Origin of the sequence: Polaromonas sp. AER18D-145 (assembly GCF_002379095.1) — a bacterium.
In the GTDB taxonomy this organism is placed as follows: Bacteria; Pseudomonadota; Gammaproteobacteria; order Burkholderiales; family Burkholderiaceae_C; genus Polaromonas.
In genome coordinates, this window is the sequence record NZ_NBZV01000014.1 from 38662 (window position 1) to 58557 (window position 19896).

Sequence of the window (19896 nt, forward strand, 5' to 3'; positions counted from 1 at the left end):
AGCTTTCGCGCCGCATATGAACATCGTCTTCCGCACCGACGCATCGTCCATCGCTGGAACAGGACACGTGATACGCTGCCTGACGCTGGCGCGGGCGTTGCGTGAGCGCGGTGCGGTCGTGTCGTTCGTGTGCCGAAAACATACGGGCCATCTTTGCGCCTTGATTCTGGAAATGGGTTTTGCGCTGCACGCCCTTGAACGCGGCGATGAGCGGCAGATCGCGGGCATCAGTTCTCCGGCTCACGCGAGCTGGCTTGGGGCGAGCTGGGAGCAGGATGCAGCGCAATTCCTGGCCTTCCTCGAGACCATCGGGTTGAGACCAGATTGGCTGGTTGTCGACCACTACGCCATCGACTATCGTTGGGAAACATGCTTGCGGCCTGCCGTTGGCCGCATCATGGTGATTGACGATCTGGCTGACCGGCCGCATGACTGTGACATGTTGCTTGATCAAAACCTTGTTGCGCAGATGAAGGCCCGTTACGACGACAAGGTCCCTCCAAATTGTAGGAAACTTTTGGGTCCGCAATACGCGCTGTTGCAGCTCGATTACGCCGAGCGACGCGCGCACATCGCACCGAGAAATGGGGCCGTGCGCCGCATTTTCATATATTTTGGAGGCGCCGACACCAACAATCTGACCGGGCGTAGCTTGCGGGCCGTGCTGAGTTTGGAACGCCCCGATATCGAGATTGATGTGGTGGTCAGCGCGGTGAGTCCGCATATAGATGCGATTCGGCAGCAGGTGGAGGATCGGTCCAACGTCCATTTGTATAGTGGGCTTTCGACGCTTGCGTCGCTTATTGAAAGCGCTGATCTTGGGATCGGCGCTGGCGGCGCGACGAATTGGGAGCGACTATGCTTGGGCTTGCCCTCGATTGTGATTGCGCTCGCGGCCAATCAGATCCCGGTCGCAACGGAACTCGAGAGGCGCGGGCTGATTAGATTTCTTCAAGATGGCAACGATGTCGATGAAGTCACGATCGCCAAGGAGCTCGCCTTAATCCTGGAGGATGGCTTGAGCAATGACTGGTCACTTCAATGTCTTACCGTGGTTGATGGCTGCGGCGCGGAGCGGGTTTGCGCTGCCATGGTTGCTCCGGGGGCGGTCCATCTGCGAAGCCGTCCGGCCACTCCTTTGGACGAAGATATTTTGCTTGAATGGGCTAACGAACCGACAACCCGGCGTAATGCGTTGGTGCCGGCCAAAATCGATTCGACGACGCACCACCAGTGGTTTCAGCGCCGGTTAGAAAACAAAGCCGGCTGCCGGATTTACATTGCTGAAACGGACGAAGGTTTATCGGCAGGTCAGGTTCGTCTCGAACGCGTTGAAAATTCTTGGGAAGTGCACTATGCACTGTCGCCTGCGTTTCGAGGTCGCGGTTTAGGTCGCCAGATGCTCGAGCAGGCGCTTGCGAAGTTCATTGATGAGATCGGCGATGCGTCAATTTTTGGGCGCGTAAAAAGTGACAACCGTCCCTCTTTGAGGGTATTTGATTCGCTGGGGTTTAGCGCCATGTTTAACGAGCAGGCGAACGTCGTAACAGTAGGCAAGTTTGTACAGCGAAAGTTGACCCAACCCACACCGAAAGGACAAGAATGCAAATAGGTGATCGAAAGATTGGTCGGGATGCGACGCCGTTTGTGATTGCCGAAATGTCGGGCAACCATAACCAGTCTCTCGAACGTGCGCTCGAAATTGTCGAGGCCGCGGCGAAGACTGGCGCGCACGCGCTGAAAATCCAGACTTACACGCCGGACACCATGACGCTTGATCTGGACGAGCGCGAGTTCCGTATCAGTGACCCCAAAAGTTTATGGGCAGGCACCTCGCTTTACAAGCTTTACGGCGAAGCGTACACGCCATGGGAATGGCACAAACCGATTTTTGACAGGGCGCGCGAGCTGGGCATCATCGCCTTCAGCACCCCTTTTGATGACACGGCCGTGGACTTTCTCGAAAGTCTGGATGTGCCATGCTACAAAATCGCGTCCTTTGAAAACACAGACCTTCCGTTGATCCGCCGTGTGGCAGCCACAGGTAAGCCGATGATCATCTCCACTGGCATGGCCACTGTGGCAGAACTCGATGAAACCGTGCGGGCAGCTCGCGGGGCGGGTTGCAAAGACCTGGTGCTGCTCAAATGCACCAGCACCTATCCGGCCTCGGCAGCAAACACCAACATCCTGACCATTCCACATCTGCATGAATTGTTTGGTTGCGAGGTCGGCCTGTCCGACCACACCATGGGCGTGGGTGTTTCTGTGGCCAGTGTAGCCTTGGGTGCCACTGTCATCGAAAAACATTTCACCCTCAGCCGCGCCGATGGAGGTGTGGACAGCAGCTTTTCCATGGAGCCAGCGGAGATGAAGCAACTGGTCGTGGAGACAGGCCGCGCTTGGGAGGCGTTGGGTCACGTAAGTTATGGGCCCATCGACGCAGAGAAGAAATCTATGGTGTTCAGACGCTCGATTTATGTTGCACTGGACATGAGTGCTGGAGATGTTTTCACCCAAGAGAGCTTGCGGTGCATACGGCCAGGCATGGGCTTGCCTCCAAAATTTTATGACATTCTGCTAGGACGTCGGGTTAATCGAGACGTTACCAAAGGAACGCCAATGGATTGGGATCTGCTAGGGTAAGGCTACCCCCCTTTGATTTTTCTAAGTTTGGCCCCCTGCATGAGTGCCACGGATTGGATTCTTGGCGGGAACCAGTGGCGGTATTCGGCGTACGAATTAGAAGATTAACATCAAGAAATCTATAACTCCATGAAATTTGAAAGTCAGGAACTTCGGCGTCTCATGCTCGGAGCGCGTAGTGCTTATGAGCGCGGAGATAACGACATGGGGGAATGGGCATGGCTGAAATACACCAAGTACGGCCCCACTGTTGTCTCGACGCTAGTTGCCTGCGACCAGCGAGTTGACAGCGATGTTGCAGAGGTGCGACGCAGGCCCGATTTTCAGAAGTGTGGGTGCGCGGAACTGCCCGATCTGAGCCGATCTGCGATCCAGCCAGGGGATCGAATTTTTGAAGTGAGTGCGGGCGAGGTGCGGAGTAGTGTTTACCAAAGCATATGCCGGCAAGCCGATTGAGATGGTCAAAAAAGTAGCAAGGTTTTTGGTAACCACTGCCGACGAGCGCACATGGAAATTAGACCGCCCGGTCGTATTCCTTGGTGAGTGGTGTCTTCGATATGACCGAAAACACCTCTGGTCGCAGATGGACGCGGTGGTGGCCCGACCTTATGGTTTGGGTCAGACGCAGAAGGATTCCGACCACATGGAGGCACGTGCGATTGAAGCGGAAATTTTCCCCTGCCTGTGTGAAGTCCTTAATCATCACCATGGAACGCAGCATGGGCCGCGCTTCTGGCGGATGGTGATTGGGCACTGGTTCTCCCGTTGCGTTGATGTTCTCTTCAATCGTGTAAGGACGCTGGAACAATGCCTGCACGAATACGAACCCAACACCACCGTCGTCATTGACGATCATCGATATTCACTTGCGCCATTGGATTCCTACGCTGCCATTTGGGCTTTTGGCGATGAGCGATGGAATCACGTGCTCTATGCACGTTTGCTTCAACTAATGGATATGGGTGACTGTATTGCAGAAAAAATCCCGGGTGATGACTTTGAGGGGTATCGCAGGCCTGAATCGAGTGCTAAAACCTCACTCAAGTCACAGGTGGTGGAGTGGGGTTACAAGACCGTACGGGGAATAATGAAATTTTTCATCCAGGATACGGACGGTCTTGTTCTCAACAGTTACTTGTCGAAATATCTCGAAATCAAACTCCAGGTGCGTTTGGGGCAGTTTCCCCAAATGCACCGCTCGCCCAACTTGGCGCAAACTGCATTGCCGAACTCAACATTACGAATCTCCCTATCGAAAGCGCTTGAGAGGGGGATTTGCGATAGCGATTTGTCTCGCGTTGTGCGAACCATGGTTTTTGAATTAATGCCGGTGTGTTATTTGGAGGGTTTTGCGTCACTCGCTGGACAGGTCGCCGGTTTAGCTTGGCCCAAGCAGCCGCGATTTATTTTCACCAGCAACAACTTCGACACTGACGAGGTTTTTAAATTATGGGCTGCGACCAAAGCAGAATCGGGAGCAACCTATTGCGTGGGGCAGCATGGGAATAACTATGGTGTATCGCGAAATCATCTGGACCCTAGCATCGAAGAATTGACGGCGGACAGATTTTTTACGTGGGGTTGGCTTGGCGAACTGCCTCAGCATGTCCCCGCTTTTATTTTCAAGACGGCAGGGCGTCCAGCGTTGCAATGCAATCCAAGCGGGGGCTTGTTGTTAATTGAAGTTTGCCTGCCGCAGCGGATTAATACATGGGACAGTACAAGCGAATTTTCAGACTATTTTTCAGAGCAACAGGCATTTGTCCGCAAGTTGGATGATCAACCTAAGAAAAACTTGACCATCAGGCTTCACGGCCTCTCTCGCCAACTGTACTGGTCTGAGGAAGAGCGCTGGTTGGAGCAGGATCCAGAGTTGAAGATTGAACGAGGCGATTTGCCTATGCAAGCCCTAATTTCCTGCAGCCGACTCATCGTGCATAGCTACGATTCAACCGGGATCCTTGAAACGTTGTCGCAAGACATACCTACATTAGCTTTCTGGCAAAATGGGTTTGACCATCTGCGCGAAAGTGCAAAGCCTTATTACCAATTACTGGTAGACGCCGGAATCGTACATTTAACCCCCGAATCCATTGCCGCGAAAGTTAACGAGGTGTGGGACTCGATACCTGAATGGTGGACGCAAGCTAATGTTCAGGGCGCACGAAAGAGATTTTGCGATCAATATGCCAAGTCTTCAAAAGAGCCGGTTCGAGAGATGAAAGCCCTTCTGGCATCATCTTTTTGATTTGGGTGCGCTGGCAAGTTTCGCCCTTTTTTAATCAACTAGCCCGGTCATTTGGGATGGCCCATTGGCTATTCTTTAGTTTTAGGAGAAAAAGTTGGAACTGACCGAGGTGAAATTCTGGGACGAGTACTGGTTAAATTTCAAGCTCCCCTGTGTCGTGAATGAAAGCCTGGCGTTTGATCGATGTCTTGCGCAAGGGTTGAAAGACAACTTGGTAGGCATTCAGGGCGACGTCTTCGAGGTGGGTTGCGCACCGGGAAAATGGCTGGCGTTCATGGCAAAAACATTTGGTATGAACCCGAGCGGGATTGAATACTCCGAGGCCGGAATGAAGGCGACGCTGAAGAATTTCAGCATCCTTGGAATGTCGCCAAATGAAATCTTCACCGGGGACTTCTTTCAGCTGGAACCGCCGCGAAAGTTTGACGCGGTAATATCTCTTGGTTTTATCGAACACTTCACCGATGTCGATTCGGTTATCGAACGTCATTTGCGCTGGCTTAAACCGGGTGGAACGCTTGTGCTGGGGGTGCCGAACTTTCGTGGGGTGTATGGCCTAGCGCAGCGCATTCTGGATCAAGAAATACTCGACAAACACAACTTGAACATCATGAATCCGGACTATTTTCTCGGCGTGGCGAAGCGCTTTGACTTGACCCCAGTGTTCATTGATTACATCGGCTCGTTCGAGCCGTCGCTGCCGATTGCCAAGCATCGCTTCGGCAATCCCTTGCAATTCCTTGTCAAATGTTTGATCCGGATTGGGTTGATCATCCGCCGGTTCAGGTTTTTCGATCGCTGGAACCATCCGTTCTTCAGTTGCTACATTCTGGCCATCTACAAGAAGAGGGAGGGTCATTGAAACGCCTGCTGGTATTCACCGAGAACTATGCCAGGGGGGGGGGCAATCGCTACATGATCGATCTGGTCAATGCGGGTGCCGCCGACTTTGATGAGGTCGTTCTGGCCGCGAATGTCGGGGGACTTTTTGCGGAAGACCTTGCCCGCCTGGAGCGGCCTGCCGTCCATCGCAGGATGATGTTCTTTACACGGGTATCTCTGACCCACGCAATACGGGGGCGCGCTGCAATCGTCCGCAGGGCGGTGAGCCTGTCCTTGCTTCTGTTGGAGCCGCTGCTTTTCCTCATTAACGTGTTGGCATTCGTCGCGCTGCTCCTGCGCCTGCGGCCGACGCAGGTGCTGAGCTGCAACGGGGGCTATCCGGCTGCGCAAGCCTGCCTAGCGATGGCCGTCGGCGCGAAGCTGGTCGGTATTCCGGTGGCCCTCAGCATTGTGAGTATGCCGACCGCTCGCAGGGCTCATCGACAACTCTACGAGAAGGCTATCGACCACCTGGTCTGGTGGGCCATCACGATCGTGATAGTCAACGCCGAGGCCATCGCCGCGGCCCTTGGCACGCTGCGAGATATGCCCGCCGGGCGGGTGGCCGTGGTGTACAACGGGCTGGAAGATCTACCTGTCAGCCGGGCGGTTGGTGATCCAGCACAGCGTTTCGTCATTGGCTGCATCGCCCGTATGGATGCGCTCAAGGGAGTCCTTTTCCTGCTGGATGCTTTTGCTGCCCTTGCACCGGAGCGGCCGGCCTTGCGACTGGTGCTGGCAGGGGAGGGGGACGCCTCTGGCGAGCTCGTCCGTCGCACGGCTGAATTGGGGTTGCAAGATCGGGTATGTTTCTTAGGCCATTACGCCGGTGACGTGACTGCGCTGCTTGCCACATTTGACGTCTACGTTTTTCCGTCGCTTTGGGAGGGCTTTCCTTACAGTATTGTCGAAGCGATGAGATCAGGTTGCACCATTGTGGCGACCAATGTAGGCGGAATTCCTGAGGCAATCGCCAATGGGCAACAGGGACTTTTGATCCAGCCAAGCTCCAGTGACGAGATTATTACGGCACTTGAACGCCTAATAGATGCGCCCGATCTCCGTCACACACTGGCCCGCAATGCGCGACTGAAATTCGAAGCGGAATTGTCTTTGCAGAAAATGTATCGTCGCGCCCGCACTGTGCTGCTTCGCGGCCTAACCTGAGGTGCGTTCGGTGTCTCGGCTCATCAACTTGCTGTGCTCATGCCACTAAATGCTGCCGTATTAGGGGCGGGCTTCATCGGCCTTAATTTCATCAGGTTTGCGCTTCGGTATGGCTACAATCTGCGCGTTCTGGATCACAAGGCTTGTCCGGCTGAGTTCGAGGGCCGATTGCTTTGGGTCAAGGGCGACTTGGGCGACACGGAAGCCGTCTGGAAAACGCTGGACGGTATCGAGATTGTTTTTCACTTTGTTTCCAGCACGGTGCCGGGGGATGTTACCGACGAGGGTGCAGAGTTGATCCAGAACGTCGTGCAGACACTTCAGCTTTTGAAGCTGTGTGTGCGCCAAGGTGTCCGCCGTATTGTTTTCGTTTCATCCGCTTCCGTTTACGGTATGCAAGATAGCTTCCCGGTGCCAGAATCTGCATCGACCGACCCGATCAGTTCTCACGGGATCCATAAACTGGCGATCGAGAAGTATCTTCAGCTTTACAAGCATCAACATGGTCTGGATTGCAAAATCATACGTTTGAGCAACCCTTACGGACCTGGGCAAAGTATCAAGGGCCGCCAGGGTTTTATAGCCATTGCCGTAGGGAAAATTCTTGCAGGTGAGGAAGTGGAAGTGCGGGGAGATGGCTCGACTGTTCGGGACTACATTTATATCGATGACGTATGCACGGCGCTGCATCTAGCGGGGGGCTGCGATTCGAACGAGGTCGTCTTCAACGTCGGAACCGGCAAAGGGGTATCCCTGAATGAGATCATCGATGCATTTCGCGTTGCTACGGCCCAACCGATCCGGATCGTCTACACGAATGCCCGTTTTGCGGATATCCCCACGAACATTCTGGATGTTGCACGGGCAAAAACTGTCTTGGGATGTACCCCGCAAGTTACGCTCTCGCAGGGGCTGGCCAGGACATTGGCCTATCACGGCATCAAGATGTCTGGTTCCTAATCGCGAGTGGCTGTGCTTGAAATAGTTATTAATGTCTTGTTGAGATTGGATTAAACAGTGAAAGTCGTAATTCTGTGTGGGGGGCTTGGTACCCGTCTGGCTGAAGAAACTCAGGTCAAGCCGAAACCTATGGTGGAAGTTGGTGGGCGTCCGATCTTATGGCATGTTATGAAAATTTACGAACGCCATGGCATGCATGATTTCATGCTTGCACTTGGGTACAAGGGTGAAGTTATCAAAGACTACTTCCTTAACTATCATGCCCGGCAGAGCAATCTGACTGTGCACCTGAAAACCGGGAAGGTCGATTATTCGAACCCGACGGCCGAAGACTGGAACGTTTCGCTCATCGATACCGGCGCGACGACAATGACGGGGGGGCGTCTACTTCGTCTGAAGTCGCAATTGGAGGGTTCGGGGACGTTCATGCTGACTTATGGCGACGGTGTCTCGAATGTCGATGTGACGGCGTTATTGGCCTTCCACCGCTCACATGGCCGCATAGCGACTGTTTCTGCAGTTCGTCCCCCTGTGCGCTTTGGTGAGTTGTCAATCGAAGCTAACTGCGTGACCAGTTTTCAAGAAAAACCGCAGGCTGGAGAGGGCTGGATCAACGGCGGCTTTTTTGTTTTCGAACCGGGCATCTTCGACTTTATCGAGGATGACACGACCATGTTGGAGCGCGCGCCACTGGAGCAACTTGCGAGGCAGGGTGAGTTGATGGCCTATCATCATCCCGGGTACTGGCAGTGCATGGACACTGTACGTGACAAGCAGCATCTTGAAGAGCTTTGGGCTGCCGGTATTGCGCCATGGAAGGATTGATGGTATGAGCCAGTTTGCCGAAATTTATCGCGGCCGAAGAGTGTTAGTGACCGGGCACACAGGTTTCAAGGGCTCGTGGCTGGCGCTGTGGCTCACGCATATCGGCGCCGAGGTCGCAGGCTATTCTGTCGATGTGCCAACTAATCCATCCAACTTCGAACTACTGGGTCTCGAAAAGCGTCTGAGGCATTATGTTGGTGACATCCGGGATCGGGTGCGTCTTGCCGAGGTTGTCGATGAGTTTCGGCCCGAATTGGTGTTCCACATGGCGGCCCAGGCCTTGGTCAGGCGCTCGTACGCGGATCCGGTCACTACCTTCGAGACCAACACGATGGGCATGGTTAATGTCCTTGAATGTGTGCGTACTCGTCCGTGGATTCAAGTGGCCGTGCTTATCACCAGTGACAAGGCGTATCGTAACGACGAATGGTGCTGGGGGTATCGCGAAACCGATGCGCTAGGTGGACATGATCCGTATAGCGGTTCGAAGAGCTGCGCTGACCTGATAGCACATTCGTACTATCACTCCTTCCTGCGTAATTCGCCTACACGCATTGCGATCACGCGGGCGGGGAATGTCATTGGCGGCGGCGACTGGGCCGACGACCGCATCGTACCCGACTGCATCCGCGCCTGGTCACAGGGCGAATCAGTCGACGTTCGCAGTCCGCAAGCCACGCGACCTTGGCAGCACGTGCTCGAGCCCTTAAGTGGTTACCTGTGGTTGGGAGCACGGCTGTGGCAGCAGGCCGATGGTCTTAACGGCGAGGCGTTCAACTTCGGCCCGGATGCGCATGTCAACCAGACGGTGGAAAAATTGCTTGAAGCCATGGCTGCGCGCTGGCCCGAGGTGCGCTGGCAGGTACCCGAAGGCTTTGAGCAGGTCGGGCATGAAGCCATGTTGCTGAAACTGTCATGTGACAAGGTGTTGTTTCATTTAGCTTGGCGAGCGGTTCTGCAGTTTCCGGAAACCGTCGCATTCACTGTTGACTGGTACCGCGTCTGGCGAGAGGGTCACGAGAATCTCCAATCTTATACGCTGGGGCAAATTGACGCCTATTGTCAGTTGGCTCAGGCCCGTGGTGCGACCTGGGTTGACGCGTGACGGCCACGGTCATGATTTCAGGCATTGTAATAACACAGCTGCGGGAGATAAGCGACGGGCGAGGTGCGGTATTGCACATGTTGCGGCGTGACGCGCCGGGTTTTCTTGGTTTTGGCGAGTGCTATTTCTCCGAGGTGCAGCCAGGTGCGGTAAAGGCTTGGAAGCGCCACAGTCAGCAGACCCAGAACTTGGCCGTGCCTATCGGCCGAATTCGCATGGTGATCTACGATGATCGCGCGGACTCCCCGACATGCGGACAACTCGACTCAATTGAGCTGGGTCGTCCCGACCGCTATTTCAGGCTCACGGTTCCACCGGGCCTCTGGTACGGCTTTACCTGCGTAAGCGGCTTGCCTGCTCTCCTGGTTAATTGCGCCGATCTGCCGCATGATCCGGCGGAATCCATCCAGTGTCCGATCGATGATCCCGACATACCGTACGATTGGGCGAAGCACGGCGGGAGTATTCTGACATGAGGGTGTTGATCACCGGCGGGTTTGGTTATCTGGGCGGACGGCTGGCGCAACAGTTGATCGTGGGGGCGTATGCGCACGTCATTCTTGGCTCCAGATCTGAGTCGAATCCACCGGCATGGCTGCCTCAGGCTGAAGTCGTGCAGACCGCGTGGGGCGATAGCGCCAGTCTTGACCGAGCCTGTGCCGGTGTGGATGCCGTCGTTCATCTTGCGGGTATGAATGCGCATGACAGTGCTAACGCGCCAGCTGCCGCTTTGCAATGCAATGGCGTTGCTACCGCCCACTTGCTCGCATCCGCTTGTCGAATGAACGTCAGGCGCTTTGTCTACGTTTCCACGGCGCATGTCTATGCCAATCCACTGATGGGGCGTATCACGGAGGCCAACTGCCCGCTCAACTTGCATCCTTATGCCAGTAGCCACAGGGCGGGAGAAGATGTTGTCCGTAGCGCGCACGAGCGAGGGCAGATTGAAGGCGTCGTTATTCGGTTGTCCAATGCCTTCGGTGCGCCAGCGCACAGCAACGCCAACTGCTGGTCCCTGCTCGTCAACGATTTGTGCCGACAAGCCGTAGTATCGCGACATATGGTGCTGCATTCCGCGGGACAGCAGCAGCGCGACTTTGTGCCCCTCGCAGATGCTTGCTGTGCTGTCGAGCACCTTTTGCAAGTGCCTAGCCAGGCGCTTGCTGACGGAGTGTTCAACGTAGGCGGCGCGCGACCCACCCGGATTGTCGATATGGCCACGTCCATCCAAGCGCGCTGTGCCGCCACGCTTCACTTCACGCCTCGATTGGTCGTTTCTCAGCCTGTTGAAGGCGGTAACGACTACGAGCTTAATTACAGGATCGACAAGCTGCTGGCAACGGGATTCGTGCCCGCCGGCAATGCCCTGGCGGAGATCGATGCAACGCTGCTTCTTTGCCAAGACGTATGGGGGGTATTCAATTGAAATCCACCCCTCTGGTCACAGTGGTTATTCCAACGTATAACCATTCAAATTTCCTGCGCGAAGCCCTGCACTCAGTGCGGGCTCAGTCCTTCTTGGAGTGGGAGGTAGTCGTGGTCAACAACTACTCAACGGACGATACCATTGCCGTGGTTGAGTCATTTGCAGACGCGCGTATTCGCTTAGAAAATTTTCACAATCAAGGGGTTATTGGCGCGGCGAGAAATCGGGGTATTGCCTTGGCAAGGGGGGCCTTCATTGCCTTCCTTGATTCCGATGACCTGTGGCTACCGGAGAAGCTGGCTCGTTGTATGGACAACTTCGATGATCAGACCGATTTGGTCTGTCATGGATTGCGCTGTTTCGGAGATGTTGAAGTGGATATGTTTTGCGGCCCAGCCAGCCGGGCCAGCTTTGATGCTCTGCTAGACCGGGGTAACTGCATCACGCCCTCGGCAACGGTGGTGAGAAAGGCCGCGTTAGCAGCTGCCGGTAATTTTTCCGAGGATCCTCGTATCGTCACATCTGAGGACTACCACCTCTGGCTCAAGCTTGCGCAAGCCGGCACCCGGATGAAGTTTCTTGCTGAGCTCCTCGGTAGGTATCGAATTCACCAGGGAAATCAGAGCAGCGCAGTGATTCGGCACCTCAATTCGGTGCTGCAGGTCGTACAGGAATTTTTCTCAGGCATGCCGCAGCACAATCCGTACACGCGCAGGCGACTTCAACGACGCATTGGACTAGCCTACTACAGTGCCGCGCGGGCCTTGCAACGCGGCGGGAAGTTCCACCAGGCATGGCCGATGCTTGGTAAGTCGTTGGCCTGTGCGCCGTTTTATCCCCGGACTTACGCAGCCGTGCTGCTGCAGGCTAGGGGTATGTGGTGACACGTAGCGCGGGCAGTGGAACGATGATGGCCATCCTGGGCAGCACGGGCTATATCGGAAAACACTTGGTAGCCGAGATGGCGGGGCAGTCGGAAGGCCGTCTTAGGTTGCTGATGCGCACCCCGTGCAGTGAGCTGGCCGGTCGAGCAGAGCCTGACCGTACCGAACTAGTGGTGGGGGACATCCGCGACTTGAAATCGCTTCAACGTCTGTTCGAGCCGGGCTGCACTGTCGTTAACCTGGTTTATTTCTGGAATGCAGGCCAAGCCGAAAACCTTGCGGCTATTCGGACGCTGGTCGAGGCATGCAAGACCGCCCGAGTCGGTCGGCTCATCCATTGCAGCACAGCAGCAGTGGTCGGACGCGCTGCCGGGAATGTCATTACCGAGGAGACGACCTGTCGTCCGGTGACTGACTATGGCGTGACCAAGTTGAGAATAGAACGAGAAATTGTCGAAGCAGCACGGGGGGTTTTTGATTGCGCCATCCTGCGACCGACGGCCGTAATGGGTATCGAGGGGGCACCACTGAAAAAGCTGGCTGCTGACCTTGTCACAGGTAGCCGGCTACGTAACTATCTGAAGTCGTGTCTATTTGGGCGCAGGTGTATGAATCTTGTTCATGTTGCGAATGTCACGGCTGCGATCCGGTTCCTCTCCCAACGCTCAGATGCTCTCAACGGTGAAGTCTTCTTTGTGTCGGATGATGATCATCCCTGTAACAATTTTCTAAATGTCGAACTTAGCCTGATGGGCGGGCTGGGGGTCGCGCCTTATCCCTTGCCCAGGCTCCCGCTACCGCCGGCCATGCTGCATCTGGTACTCACGGCGCTCGGACGCAACAATGTCAATCCTCTGTGCAGTTACGACCCCCGCAAGCTGCTGGCGCTGGGCTTTGAGCGTCCCATGGCCTTTGATGCTGCATTGGCCGAATACATCGCTTGGTACCAGTCCAGCTATCAGCAAGTTCCGGCTGGAGGGCAACGCTGATGCGAGTCCTCAACGTCACCAACTCTCTCGATCTCAAGACCGGCGGAGGCACAGCCGAACGCACGTTCCAGATGAGCCGGTTCCTAGCCCTGGATGGTGTGACATGCACCGTGCTGACCCTGAATTTGGGGCTTGATACTCAGCGAGTCCAAGAGCTTGCACACGTACGGGTCGAGGCGCTGGATTGCTTATTGCCGCGGTTTTACGTGCCGTCTCTCGGGTGGCAGCGTATTCGGCGCTTGGTTGACCAAGCCGATGTCATCCATCTGATGGGGCACTGGAGCGTGCTGAATGCGCTGGTCTACCTTGCAGCGCGACGTGCGGGCAAGCCATACGTCGTTTGCCCGGCTGGTGCTTTGCCCTTATTCGGACGTTCGGCCTGGATCAAGCGAGCCTACAACCTGCTGATCGGCAATGCCATTATTCGTAATGCGGCGGCCTGGATTGCGGTAACAGAGGGCGAATTTTCACATTTTGAACAATACAGGATTGCAGCAAGAGCCGTGACAATAATTCCCAACGGCGTGAGTGTTCCCGACGCTGCGTTGTTAGGTCGCAGTGTCTCTATCGCGCAGAAGGAGCTGACGGCAACCCCTTATATATTATTTATGGGCCGGCTCAACAGGATAAAGGGTCCCGATCTATTGCTTGAAGCATTTGTATCCATTGCCAGCCAGCTGCCGGGGCTTCATCTTTTGTTTGCTGGGCCCGACGGGGGTATGCTGGCGGAATTGCGCGCAACGGTCGAACAGCAGGAGTTGGCTCGCCGGGTCCATTTTCTGGGGCATGTTGATGGCGAGGCCAAGGCGAATGTCTATCGTTCTGCCAGCTTGCTGGTGGTGCCATCGCGTCAAGAGGCTATGTCCATTGTTGCATTGGAAGCGAGCATTTTCGGGACACCAGTGCTCATCACGGATCAGTGTGGATTTAATGAGTTGGCGGTTTCGATTGACCCGCGGCTTGTTGTTTCCGCAACGGTGCCCGGCCTGGCTACTGGGATGGTTGACCTGTTAGCCGACCCGTTAGTTCTGGCGCGAGTGGGACAGCGGCTGAAGGAGTTTGTAGAAACACGCTACGCGTGGTCGATTATCATTGGGGAGTACACGACACTCTACAAAAAAATCATCGGAGCCCGGCTCTCGGCGCTCAGTAGGGCCACTACACCGCCATGACTATTCAGGCACGTTCTCCCATCAGTTTTTCCCGTTTTTGTGTTCAGTCTTTGCTCGGCACCAGTGCGTGGGGACTAGGCACCGCAGTCCTAATCGGCGTGGCAATGGGCCTTTATTTTTACGCCTTGCGTGATTTATTGATGGGCAACCGCGCGCCGCAGGAAACGGCCGTAGCCGGACTTATTCCGGCAGACGCGCTGTATTACATGTCGATGGCGGCAGCCTACAGCTTGCAGGAATTGCTCGAAATGTTTAGGAGCAACATCTGGGGTCCGATTATTTTCGTCAAGCTGATGGGCTCTAATGCTGACCTGATTTGCGGCGTTAACTTCATGATTTTCGGGTTGGCAGTAGCCGGCTTGGCAAAGCACGCCGATGTTCGTATTGGTAAGTTTGTTTTTTTATTGTTGCTTAACCCCTTGGTCCTGCTTAACCTTTTGACGCCAAATAAGGAGATCCTGTCGATCTTCTCCATGCTTTTTCTTATCGTGTATGTCTGTTCAAAAAATCAGCGCTACGCTTTGATGGCGCTGGCGTGTGCGTTATTTGGGAAGCTGGAGATTTTCGTGTTGGCTGCTACTTTTTTAGCCGTGTATCGCTTTCCGGCGCGTTTTAGGTCGATCTTGGTTGTCGTCGCAATCATCGTTGCGTCGCTGTTTTATAGCTTCATTGGTGATGCCGTCAGGATCGCGGCCCTCAGTAGCGGTGCCCCCCCAACTTCAATTGGGGTTGTCCATCTTCTCCATGAGTTGGGAAGCAGATACGGGCTATTTGTGGTGATTGCCGTGCCTCGTCTACTACTCGTCCTGATGGAGGGGCCGATCAACTTGCTGCGATTCGACGCCGTTGATATCTACCTGCTAGTGCCTATGATCGTTTTTTCATTGCTTTTTAGCGTATTTTTTCTTTCGGCTGCAATAAATTCTAGATTTAGGCTCGCTGACGACGTCTTTTTCTTGCTGGTCATGATTCTGTTCGCAGTTGTTCTTGTGCCGTTTATTCACCAACGCTATCTGCTGCCAGCGTATCCCCTTGTTCTATTTTTAGCTTTACGAAAATTGCCTCAAGCCCATGCGTCAGCACGGATAGGGCCTTCTACACTTATGTGTTAGACGCCGCCATGGACCTTTCAAATTCAATTTTTGAGTCATTAAGTTGTGCCGGTATTGGCTTCGTCAACGCCGTCGAAACCGTTCATAGTTGCTTTGTAACGTCCCCCAGCAGTATTTGTGTTCGAGCGTGCACGCTCATGCGGCCTTGTTTTTTCGTTGCAGGACTAGGACTGCGTGGCGCCGCGTCTTCGCGGCGGTTGCTGGACGGTGCGGTATGAAAATATTGGTCGTGTCGCAGTATTTCTGGCCAGAGAGTTTCCTCATCAATGACTTTGTCGCGAAATTGTGCGAGCAAGGCCACGTAGTTGTGGTCGCCACAGGTAAGCCCAACTATCCCGATGGAAAAGTGCATGCCGGTTATCGCGCTGCAGGGGTGGGGTATGAACGTTTTCTTAACAAGGTAGACGTCTTCAGGGTACCGATTTGGCCGCGCGGAAATGGCAGTGCGCTCAACCTCCTTTTGAATTATGGATCTTTTGTCGTGTCCGCTGCAGTTTTATTGCCGTGGCTATTACGCTCCCGAGCATTCGATGCAATTTTGGTATTTGCCCCATCTCCTGTGACGCAAGTCATTCCCGCCATCCTACTGAAGTTGCTTAAACGGGCGCATTTGGCCTTGTGGGTGCAAGACCTGTGGCCAGAAAGCCTTGCAGCGACCGGTTTTGTAAGTAATCGGACCATACTGAAGATGGTTGGCTGGATGGTGCGGTTCATGTACGCCATGTGCGACACATTGTTGGTGCAGTCGAGGGCTTTCTATGAGCCCGTGGCTCGGTATGCCGCGCGCGACAAGCTTGTTTATTTTCCCAATTCCATCAATCCGGATGTCCCGGCTGATTCTGGTGTACCACTCCCGGCAGCGTTAAGTCATGAGTTGGCTCAGTGTTTCACTGTCGTTTTTGCCGGCAATATCGGCAGGGCGCAAGCCGTCGAAACGCTGGTGGAGGCGGCCGTTCTTCTTAAAAACAACACGGACGTGCGCCTTGTACTTGTCGGCAGCGGCAGCATGCTGGATTGGGCGCGCAACCAAAAGGTCCTCCTAAAGCTGGATAATCTCGTGCTACCAGGGCGTTTCCCGGCCGATCTGATGCCACAGCTGTTCGACAAGGCTTCGGCTTTGCTGGTGTCCCTGAAAAGTGGTGGGGCGCTTGCGTACACCGTGCCCAGCAAAATACAGGCTTATCTGGCGGCCGGTCGTCCCATCATTGCGTCGCTGCAGGGCGAAGGGGCCAAGGTAGTAGTTGAGGCTGGAGCCGGCATGACTTGCGAGCCAGAGAATGCGGCGGCGCTGGCGGCTTGCATTCTGAGTTTGAAGGCTTTAACGCCGTTTGAGAGGGATACGATGGGTCGCAGCGGACGAAGTTATTTCAACGAACATTTTGATATGAATCGGCAGGTGGGACGGCTTGTGGAAATATTGCAGGCGCGCCGCGCTGGCTTGAAAGGGTGATGACAGATGCGTGTACTGGTACTCGGCGCAAGCGGCATGCTGGGCAGTGCGGTTTTTCGGGAGTTTGATGGACACGCGCCGTATGAAGTCTGGGGGCTTGTGCGCAACCCGGCTTTCCTGCTCTATTTCTCGCCCGCCCAGCAACACAGGATCGTGACCGGTGTCGACGTTCTTGACGAAGCAGCTCTTTCTGCGGCGGTAGGTCAGGTGCGCCCCGACGTGATCATCAACTGCGTTGGACTGATCAAGCAAAAGGACCATGCGGAAGATCCCTTGGTAGTCCTGCCCATCAACGCGATGTTGCCCCACAGGCTGGCGGCATTGTGCGCGCCCCGGAATGTCCGCTTGCTGCATATCAGCACCGATTGCGTTTTTTCCGGCCGCAAGGGCATGTATACGGAGGACGACCCGTCCGATGCGGAAGACCTGTACGGGAAGTCCAAATACATCGGCGAGCTGCGTGATGCCGCGCATGCGGTGACCCTGAGAACCTCCATCGTGGGGCGTGAGCTCAATTCCAGCCGCGCGCTGGTGGACTGGTTTCTTGCCCAGCAAGGCGCGGTTCACGGTTTCAGGCGCAGCATTTTTTCAGGCATGACGGCCATCGAACTGGCGCGGATCATGCGCGACGTAGTGTTGCCCAATCCTTCGCTGCATGGGCTTTACCATGTGTCGTCGGCGCCCATCAGCAAGTTCGAACTCCTCAAGCTGGTGGCCGCGCAATATGGGAAGACCATCGAGGTGAGGCCGGACGACAGCCTGGTGATCGACCGGTCACTTGACTCGTCACGATTTCAGCAGGTGACAGGTTACCGGCCTCCTTCGTGGGAAAAAATGATTCGGGTGATGCACGAGTCTGAAAAATAGTGTTGAAAGTTTGCAATGTTCAAAAATAAAGTACTTCTGATCACCGGCGGGACGGGCTCTTTCGGCAATGCCGTGCTTCAGCGTTTTCTTGATTCCGATTTCTCGGAAATCCGCATCTTCAGCCGTGACGAGAAAAAACAAGAAGACATGCGGATTGCGCTGAACAACGACAAGGTGAAGTTCTACATCGGCGATGTCCGTGAATACCAGAGCGTCAACGACGCGCTGCGCGGCGTGGACTATGTTTTTCATGCCGCTGCGCTCAAGCAGGTGCCGTCGTGCGAGTTCTATCCCATGGAAGCCGTGAAGACGAATGTGCTTGGGACGGAGAATGTGCTCAACGCTGCGATTGCCAATGGCTGCAAACGTGTGGTGGTGCTGAGCACCGACAAGGCGGTCTACCCGATCAACGCCATGGGTATTTCCAAGGCCATGGCTGAAAAGCTGACTGTCGCGAAGTCGCGCACCATTTCCGCTTCGGGCCCCGTGGTCTGCTCGACGCGGTATGGCAACGTTATGGCGTCTCGCGGATCCGTGATTCCTTTGTTCATTAACCAGATCAGGGCCGGAAAACCACTGACCGTCACTGACCCCAACATGACGCGGTTTTTGATGTCGCTGGAAGACTCGGTTGATCTGGTGCTTCATGCCTTTGAACATGCGCAACAGGGTGATCTTTTCGTGCAGAAGGCGCCGGCTTCCACCGTGGCCGATCTCGCTGCCGCCCTGCAGCAGTTGTTCGGCGACACAAGGCCCGTGAAGGTGATCGGTACCCGACATGGGGAAAAGCTTTACGAATCGCTGATCTCGCGTGAAGAAATGGCGAAGGCGGTTGACATGGGGCGTTACTACCGCATTCCCGCCGATAACCGCGACCTTAACTACGACAAGTTTTTTGTGGAAGGCGAGGCGCATATTTCCGAACTGGACGATTACACCTCCCACAATACCGAGCGCCTCGACATTGAGGGCGTGAAAACCACCTTGATGAAGCTGGCGGAAGTGCGCGAGGCGCTCAATGCTTAAAGTGATGACGCTGGTCGGAACCAGACCCGAACTTATCAAGATGAGCAGGGTCATTGCGGAGCTCGATGCCCAGGTCAACCATGTGCTGGTCCACTCCGGACAGAATTACGACTACGAGCTAAATCAGGTGTTTTTTGACGACCTGGGCATTCGTAAGCCGGATCATTTCCTCGAGGTGGCGGGCAATACGGCCGCGAAGACAATCGCGTCGGTGATTGAAAAAGCCGACGATGTGCTGGTTCTTGAAAAGCCGGATGCCCTGCTGCTGTATGGCGATACCAATACCTGCCTGGCCGTGATCGCCGCCAAGCGCCGCAAAGTGCCGGTGTTCCATATGGAGGCCGGCAACCGCTGCTTCGACCAGCGCGTTCCCGAAGAACTCAATCGAAAAGTGCTGGATCACTTGAGCGACATCAACATGGTGCTTACTGAACATGCCCGCCGTTACCTGATCGCGGAAGGCATACGTCCCGAGACCATCATCAAGACCGGGTCCCACATGTGTGAGGTGCTGGCGCATTACATGCCCCGGATCGAGGCTTCTGACGTGCTGAAGCGATTGGGCCTGACGCCGCAGAAGTTCTTTGTCGTCAGTGCGCACCGAGAAGAGAATGTGGACACACCGGCCAACCTGCAGGATCTGGTGGACACGCTCAACGCGCTGGCAGCAAAGTACCAGATGCCAGTGATTGTTTCAACGCATCCGCGTACGCGCAAGCGCCTCGACCTGCTTGAGGGCGCCAGATTCGACCCGCTGGTTCATTTTTCGAAGGCCTTCGGATTTTTTGATTACATCAAGCTGCAAATGGGTGCAGCCTGTGTGATCTCTGACAGCGGGACGATCACGGAAGAGGCTTCCCTGTTGAATTTGCCGGCCATCACCATTCGCGATGCTCACGAACGCCCCGAGGGCATGGATGTTGGCACGCTAGTTATGAGCGGTCTCAAGAAAGAGCGGGTCATTGATGCGATTCAGGTCGTGATGTCGCAGCATGCAGCCGCGGGCGCCCGTATGCGGGTGGTGGACGACTACCAGACCGGGCCTGTGTCCCGGCAGGTGACGCGCGTGGTGCTCAGTTATGTGGACTACATCAATCGGACCGTCTGGGGAAAACAGACCGGCTGTCTCTGAACTCC

At 55.1% G+C, this 19896-nt stretch carries 19 protein-coding genes; all 19 read left to right on the forward strand.

Annotated features, from left to right (window positions below):
- Nucleotides 1–16: 16 nt before the first annotated feature.
- The 19 genes from pseG to wecB all read left to right on the forward strand — a co-directional run bounded on the left by pseG (nt 17) and on the right by wecB (nt 19891).
- Nucleotides 17–1612 carry a UDP-2,4-diacetamido-2,4,6-trideoxy-beta-L-altropyranose hydrolase gene (pseG, locus tag B7G52_RS09340; RefSeq protein ID WP_096697336.1) on the forward strand — a complete coding sequence of 532 codons (1596 nt, stop codon included), beginning with the start codon at nt 17–19 and terminating at the stop codon, nt 1610–1612.
- Nucleotides 1603–2646, forward strand: a complete 1044-nt coding sequence (pseI, locus tag B7G52_RS09345) for a pseudaminic acid synthase (protein ID WP_096697337.1) — start codon at nt 1603–1605, stop codon at nt 2644–2646. Before pseG ends, pseI begins: the two co-directional genes overlap by 10 nt.
- A 129-nt stretch (nt 2647–2775) precedes the next feature.
- Nucleotides 2776–3102: a hypothetical protein gene (locus tag B7G52_RS23290; protein ID WP_141397419.1), complete on the forward strand. Its 327-nt coding sequence runs from the start codon at nt 2776–2778 to the stop codon at nt 3100–3102.
- On the forward strand, nt 3068–4894 hold the full coding sequence (locus tag B7G52_RS09350) for an LIC12162 family protein (RefSeq protein ID WP_141397420.1): 1827 nt from the start codon (nt 3068–3070) through the stop codon (nt 4892–4894). Before B7G52_RS23290 ends, B7G52_RS09350 begins: the two co-directional genes overlap by 35 nt.
- Before the next feature lie 94 nt (nt 4895–4988).
- Nucleotides 4989–5756: a bifunctional 2-polyprenyl-6-hydroxyphenol methylase/3-demethylubiquinol 3-O-methyltransferase UbiG gene (locus tag B7G52_RS09355; RefSeq protein ID WP_096697383.1), complete on the forward strand. Its 768-nt coding sequence runs from the start codon at nt 4989–4991 to the stop codon at nt 5754–5756.
- Nucleotides 5753–6943: a glycosyltransferase family 4 protein gene (locus B7G52_RS09360; RefSeq protein WP_170954727.1), complete on the forward strand. Its 1191-nt coding sequence runs from the start codon at nt 5753–5755 to the stop codon at nt 6941–6943. Before B7G52_RS09355 ends, B7G52_RS09360 begins: the two co-directional genes overlap by 4 nt.
- A gap of 39 nt (nt 6944–6982) precedes the next feature.
- The gene (locus B7G52_RS09365) at nt 6983–7903 is read left to right on the forward strand and encodes an NAD-dependent epimerase/dehydratase family protein (protein ID WP_096697340.1); all 921 of its coding nucleotides are present in this window, start codon (nt 6983–6985) and stop codon (nt 7901–7903) included.
- A gap of 57 nt (nt 7904–7960) precedes the next feature.
- The gene (rfbF, locus tag B7G52_RS09370) at nt 7961–8728 is read left to right on the forward strand and encodes a glucose-1-phosphate cytidylyltransferase (RefSeq protein WP_096697341.1); all 768 of its coding nucleotides are present in this window, start codon (nt 7961–7963) and stop codon (nt 8726–8728) included.
- 4 nt (nt 8729–8732) lie between these two features.
- Entirely contained in the window at nt 8733–9833 is a 1101-nt protein-coding gene (gene rfbG, locus B7G52_RS09375; protein WP_096697342.1) for a CDP-glucose 4,6-dehydratase, read from the forward strand.
- Nucleotides 9834–9844: 11 nt separating this feature from the next.
- Nucleotides 9845–10309, forward strand: a complete 465-nt coding sequence (locus B7G52_RS09380; RefSeq protein WP_096697384.1) for a dTDP-4-dehydrorhamnose 3,5-epimerase family protein — start codon at nt 9845–9847, stop codon at nt 10307–10309.
- Entirely contained in the window at nt 10306–11259 is a 954-nt protein-coding gene (locus B7G52_RS09385) for an NAD(P)-dependent oxidoreductase (RefSeq protein ID WP_096697343.1), read from the forward strand. Before B7G52_RS09380 ends, B7G52_RS09385 begins: the two co-directional genes overlap by 4 nt.
- A complete protein-coding gene (locus B7G52_RS09390) occupies nt 11256–12143 on the forward strand; it encodes a glycosyltransferase (RefSeq protein WP_170954728.1) in 888 nt (295 codons plus the stop codon). The genes B7G52_RS09385 and B7G52_RS09390 overlap by 4 nt, the downstream gene beginning before the upstream one ends.
- A 23-nt stretch (nt 12144–12166) precedes the next feature.
- On the forward strand, nt 12167–13132 hold the full coding sequence (locus B7G52_RS09395; RefSeq protein ID WP_096697345.1) for an NAD(P)-dependent oxidoreductase: 966 nt from the start codon (nt 12167–12169) through the stop codon (nt 13130–13132).
- Nucleotides 13132–14304, forward strand: coding sequence for a glycosyltransferase (locus B7G52_RS09400; RefSeq protein ID WP_096697346.1), 1173 nt, complete (start codon nt 13132–13134; stop codon nt 14302–14304). Before B7G52_RS09395 ends, B7G52_RS09400 begins: the two co-directional genes overlap by 1 nt.
- The gene (locus B7G52_RS09405) at nt 14301–15416 is read left to right on the forward strand and encodes a hypothetical protein (RefSeq protein WP_141397421.1); all 1116 of its coding nucleotides are present in this window, start codon (nt 14301–14303) and stop codon (nt 15414–15416) included. The genes B7G52_RS09400 and B7G52_RS09405 overlap by 4 nt, the downstream gene beginning before the upstream one ends.
- A gap of 214 nt (nt 15417–15630) precedes the next feature.
- A complete protein-coding gene (locus tag B7G52_RS09410; RefSeq protein ID WP_096697348.1) occupies nt 15631–16866 on the forward strand; it encodes a glycosyltransferase family 4 protein in 1236 nt (411 codons plus the stop codon).
- A 6-nt stretch (nt 16867–16872) separates the two neighbouring features.
- Nucleotides 16873–17733: an SDR family oxidoreductase gene (locus tag B7G52_RS09415; RefSeq protein ID WP_096697349.1), complete on the forward strand. Its 861-nt coding sequence runs from the start codon at nt 16873–16875 to the stop codon at nt 17731–17733.
- Between the two features lie 15 nt (nt 17734–17748).
- Nucleotides 17749–18759 carry a polysaccharide biosynthesis protein gene (locus tag B7G52_RS09420; RefSeq protein WP_096697350.1) on the forward strand — a complete coding sequence of 337 codons (1011 nt, stop codon included), beginning with the start codon at nt 17749–17751 and terminating at the stop codon, nt 18757–18759.
- Nucleotides 18752–19891, forward strand: coding sequence for a non-hydrolyzing UDP-N-acetylglucosamine 2-epimerase (gene wecB, locus B7G52_RS09425; protein WP_096697351.1), 1140 nt, complete (start codon nt 18752–18754; stop codon nt 19889–19891). Before B7G52_RS09420 ends, wecB begins: the two co-directional genes overlap by 8 nt.
- Nucleotides 19892–19896 lie beyond the last annotated feature (5 nt).

Bases quoted from the DNA above. Each gene is read 5' to 3' on its own strand.
- pseG (WP_096697336.1), top strand. From the start codon at position 17: ATGAACATCGTCTTCCGCACCGACGCATCGTCCATCGCTGGAACAGGA.
- pseI (WP_096697337.1), top strand. From the start codon at position 1,603: ATGCAAATAGGTGATCGAAAGATTGGTCGGGATGCGACGCCGTTTGTG.
- B7G52_RS23290 (WP_141397419.1), top strand. From the start codon at position 2,776: ATGAAATTTGAAAGTCAGGAACTTCGGCGTCTCATGCTCGGAGCGCGT.
- B7G52_RS09365 (WP_096697340.1), top strand. From the start codon at position 6,983: ATGCCACTAAATGCTGCCGTATTAGGGGCGGGCTTCATCGGCCTTAAT.
- rfbG (WP_096697342.1), top strand. From the start codon at position 8,733: ATGAGCCAGTTTGCCGAAATTTATCGCGGCCGAAGAGTGTTAGTGACC.
- B7G52_RS09380 (WP_096697384.1), top strand. From the start codon at position 9,845: ATGATTTCAGGCATTGTAATAACACAGCTGCGGGAGATAAGCGACGGG.
- B7G52_RS09385 (WP_096697343.1), top strand. From the start codon at position 10,306: ATGAGGGTGTTGATCACCGGCGGGTTTGGTTATCTGGGCGGACGGCTG.
- B7G52_RS09395 (WP_096697345.1), top strand. From the start codon at position 12,167: ATGATGGCCATCCTGGGCAGCACGGGCTATATCGGAAAACACTTGGTA.
- B7G52_RS09400 (WP_096697346.1), top strand. From the start codon at position 13,132: ATGCGAGTCCTCAACGTCACCAACTCTCTCGATCTCAAGACCGGCGGA.
- B7G52_RS09405 (WP_141397421.1), top strand. From the start codon at position 14,301: ATGACTATTCAGGCACGTTCTCCCATCAGTTTTTCCCGTTTTTGTGTT.
- B7G52_RS09410 (WP_096697348.1), top strand. From the start codon at position 15,631: ATGAAAATATTGGTCGTGTCGCAGTATTTCTGGCCAGAGAGTTTCCTC.
- B7G52_RS09415 (WP_096697349.1), top strand. From the start codon at position 16,873: ATGCGTGTACTGGTACTCGGCGCAAGCGGCATGCTGGGCAGTGCGGTT.
- B7G52_RS09420 (WP_096697350.1), top strand. From the start codon at position 17,749: ATGTTCAAAAATAAAGTACTTCTGATCACCGGCGGGACGGGCTCTTTC.
- wecB (WP_096697351.1), top strand. From the start codon at position 18,752: ATGCTTAAAGTGATGACGCTGGTCGGAACCAGACCCGAACTTATCAAG.